General features: G+C 39.1%; 4 protein-coding genes. All 4 read left to right on the top strand.

The window, feature by feature from the left end; translation table 11 throughout:
- Positions 1-1,674: sodium:solute symporter family protein (locus AC1DPQ_RS20475; RefSeq protein ID WP_477610709.1), on the top strand; the 1,674-nt coding region annotated here is incomplete at its 5' end.
- Between the two features lie 91 nt (positions 1,675-1,765).
- Positions 1,766-2,389: a class I SAM-dependent methyltransferase gene (locus tag AC1DPQ_RS20470; RefSeq protein ID WP_477610708.1), complete on the top strand. Its 624-nt coding sequence runs from the start codon at positions 1,766-1,768 to the stop codon at positions 2,387-2,389.
- A 145-nt stretch (positions 2,390-2,534) separates the two neighbouring features.
- Positions 2,535-3,053, top strand: coding sequence for a DUF2911 domain-containing protein (locus AC1DPQ_RS20465; RefSeq protein ID WP_086544840.1), 519 nt, complete (start codon positions 2,535-2,537; stop codon positions 3,051-3,053).
- Positions 3,054-3,741: 688 nt separating this feature from the next.
- The coding region (locus tag AC1DPQ_RS20460; protein WP_477610707.1) for a hypothetical protein at positions 3,742-3,927 on the top strand (186 nt) is incomplete at its 3' end.

Below are 3,927 nucleotides of genomic sequence, written 5' to 3'. Positions count from 1 at the left end.
GTACTGATATTTACTTTGCTTGCTGTGGTAACCTATGGTGTTTTTATTGGTCGTGGGCAAAAAAGCAATGCTTCCTATTTAAAGGCCGGTAATAAAATGCCCTGGTATATTGTGCTATTGGGTATTATGGCTACGCAGGCCAGTGCTATTACTTTTTTATCAGCACCAGGACAGGCTTATACCGATGGCATGCGCTTCGTGCAGTATTATTTTGGTCTGCCGTTGGCAATGATTGTTATTTGCATTACTTTCATCCCGATTTTTCAAAGGTTGAATGTATATACCGCCTACGAATACCTGGAAAACCGTTTCGATAAAAAAACAAGGGTTTTAACTTCGTTGCTGTTTCTGTTTTCGCGGGGATTATCAACAGGGATCAGTATTTATGCACCAAGTATTATCCTCTCCAGTGTTTTAAACTGGAATATTTATTTAACCAATATCCTTACCGGCGGGATTTTGTTGATTTATACCTATGTTGGTGGTGCAAAAGCAATTGCACACACACAGAAACTGCAATTTTTAATCATTTTAGGGACAATGGCCTTTGCCGGATATCTTTTGGTGCAGCATATGCCTAATGGAATCGGGTTTAAAGATGCACTTTACCTGGCCGGCAAATCGGGTAAATTAAATGTAATTACCACCGAATTCGACTGGAAGGATAAATATAATATCTGGAGTGGTTTAATCGGAGGTTTTTTTCTCGCGCTTTCTTACTTCGGCACAGATCAGAGCCAGGTTGGAAGATACATTACCGCGAAAGACAATACCAATGCAAAAATGGGCTTACTGTTAAATGGATTGGTTAAAATCCCGATGCAGTTCGCTATCCTGTTAATCGGCGCATTATTGTTTGCTTTCTTCTCATTAAAGCCGGCACCGATTTATTTCAATGAACGTTCCTATCAGTATTTAAAAGAAACTCAGCCTCAACAAGCAGCAGCTTTCGAAAAAGAACACAATGCTTTAGCGCAGAAATTTAACCAGCAATCAAAAAATATCCTGGTAGAAAAGGAAAAGCAACTACCATCGTTAAATTCTTCGATAGAAAACTTTAAATCAACCCAAAAGCAGGTAAAAGAACTGCACGGTAGGGTAGAAGAGGCCATTAACAAGTCGAATTACAATGCAGAGAAAACCGATACCAATTATATCTTTTTATACTTTGTAAAGAACACCCTTCCCGTTGGGATGATCGGCCTGCTTTTCGCAGTCATCTTTTTGGCGAGCTGGGGGTCTATTTCTGCAGCGCTGAATTCTTTAGCCGCCTGTTCGTTAAAAGATGTACACCTCATTTTTGGCAAAAAAGAAGTAGACGACGAGACTGAACTGAAATATAGCCGTTTGCATACTTTGGCCTGGGGCATTTTTTCGATAGCTGTTGCCATGTTTGCTACACAAATGGGCTCCTTAATAGAAGCTGTTAACGTATTAGGTTCACTTTTCTATGGACCAATCCTGGGTATTTTCCTGGTGGCATTTTATTTTAAAAAGATAAACGGACCTATCGTATTTATTGCTGCCATCTTATCCGAAATTACTGTTGTAACAGTGTATGAGTTCGATATTGTTTCATTCCTTTGGCTCAATGTAATCGGTGCAGCAGCGGTAATTATGTTCTCGGTAATTGGTCTGTTATTTTCAAATCCAAAAACTTTAGTCGACAAATAAACCTAATTTTTACGTGCAGCAGATATTTGCTCCCCGGGCGCATGCCTAAATTTTAATACCTTTATTTTCGACAAAATAGATAACGCTAAATATGAACGACGCTTGGATTGATAGGTGGAATGACCGATACAGTACCGATGAATTTGCTTATGGCGAACAGCCGAATAACTATTTAAAAGAGCAGTTGATGCAGCTCGAGCCCGGAACAATACTTTTTCCGGCAGAAGGCGAAGGCCGAAATGCCGTTTTTGCAGCTAAACTCGGTTGGAAGGTTTCGGCCTTTGATATCAGTGTTGAAGGAAAGAATAAAGCACTTCAATTCGCAGAAAACAATAACGTTAGCATTGATTACCAGGTTGGCGAACTTCAGGAGCTGGACTATAAAGCTGAACAGTTTGATGCCATTGCCTTAATTTATGCACACTTTCCATCGGCGATTAAATCAACTTACCATAAAACACTGAGCAATTATTTACGCAAAGGCGGTTTGCTTATTTTCGAAGCTTTTAGCAAGAAACATCTTGATTATCTTGCCAAAAACGAAAAAGTTGGCGGACCAAAAGAAATCGACATGCTATTTTCGATCGAGGAAATAAGAGCTGATTTCGAAAATTATGAGATTCTTGTATTAGAAGAAAAAGAAATTGAACTGAATGAGGGTTTGTTTCATAACGGCCAGGGCTCGGTAATCAGATTTGTTGGAAGAAGGAAATAAAGCAGTTTAGTCTATAGTTGAGAAATGAATTTAAAAAACAGTAAAGTTTTGCACAATTTTTTAGACACTAGGATTATAGTTTTTATCAACCTAAAGCCATAAATTCGTAAAATCAAAAACAACAAAAACAGATAAATATAATACTATGAAAACGATGATTAAATCAATCGCGTTGCTATTTACAGCAATTACTATTTCTGTAAGTGCAATGGCACAAGATGCTCAGCCTAAACCAAGTCCTGCTGCTACAGCGACAGGAAAAGTTAAAGGTGCAACCATTACCATCAACTACAGCAGCCCTGCCGTAAAAGGACGTAAAATCTGGGGCGGTTTAGAAGCCTTTGATAAAGTATGGCGCGCAGGTGCAAACGAGGCTACTACTTTCGAAACCGATAAAGATATCGTAGTTGAAGGTAAAGCTTTGGCAGCAGGAAAATACAGCTTCTTTTTAATCCCTAAAGAAAGCGGAACCTGGACAGCTATTTTTAACAAAGAACCAAAACAGTGGGGTGCTTATAAATACGAAGAAGCTAAGGATGCTTTGCGTGTTGATGTTAAAACCAAAGCCTTAAAAGCTACACAAGAACGTTTGGTTTATAAAATTACCAAAAGCGGATTCGCTTTAGAATGGGATAAAATTTCTGTTCCGGTTAACATTAAATAATAAGATAAAATTATTTCACAGCCGTCCTGATTTACATTAGGACGGCTTTTTTTATGCCGTTTTTTTGAAAATGGCTGGGTTGTAATTCTTGGCGGTTTGCAGTCCCGTTTTCCATTACTCCCGACTTAACGTCGCGATTCATTATCCTATCGGTTGGTGTCTCACCGACCGAAATAAAAGATATTCTTATTAGAGGAAATGAGAGGCTTGCGGTTCTTGGATGCTTGCAGTCCCGCCATTCGCTATAGTCCCGATGAAGAATCGGGAGCTGCCGCTGCTGTCGGGTTTAAGGACAAGGGTTTGTGCATCCTGCAACCCAACAAATGAAATGCTGCTGTAGCCACTTAGCCCCGGTTGAAGCGTTACCCTGCAGCAACGAGGTATCCCGAAGTTTCGGGAAAGCGTAAAAGCAAAAAACGGGAAGAAACTTCTTGTTCTATACAGGGCTTGCGCTTCAAAATAAAAAACATATTTTGTTAAAGCTTTTTCTAATGATAGTCGGGATTTGCAATCGAGTCTTAAGAGCTTAGGATTTATAATCCTGACAAACAGTTAAAACTTGTAGAACTAGAACACTAGGGGTCCGGATTACAAATCCAGACCAACAACTTCTGTAAAGAACCTAAAACATAATAGCTACTTCATGTTAAAATACTATTTTAGGACAATTTAAAAATAAACACAAATAATGAAGCTTCCTATTAAACTACTGGCAATATTACCGCTTCTTTCATTAAACGTTTTAGCTCAACAAAAAACACAGCTTTTTTCTATTAAAACAGCAAAGCCTGTCGATCAGGTGAACGTTTTTTTAGGATCTTCAGCAGATCATGGGCAGATGTCGCCAGCTGCATCGGCCCCTTTTGGCATGTTG

This window comes from Pedobacter sp. 01T416_2 (assembly GCF_056398925.1).
The sequence above is the reverse complement of the archived record's forward strand: the minus strand, read 5'-3'. Positions and strand labels throughout refer to the sequence as shown.

Excerpts from the sequence above, each read along its gene's own strand:
- AC1DPQ_RS20465 (WP_086544840.1), top strand. The coding sequence starts at position 2,535 with ATGAAAACGATGATTAAATCAATCGCGTTGCTATTTACAGCAATTACT.
- AC1DPQ_RS20470 (WP_477610708.1), top strand. The coding sequence starts at position 1,766 with ATGAACGACGCTTGGATTGATAGGTGGAATGACCGATACAGTACCGAT.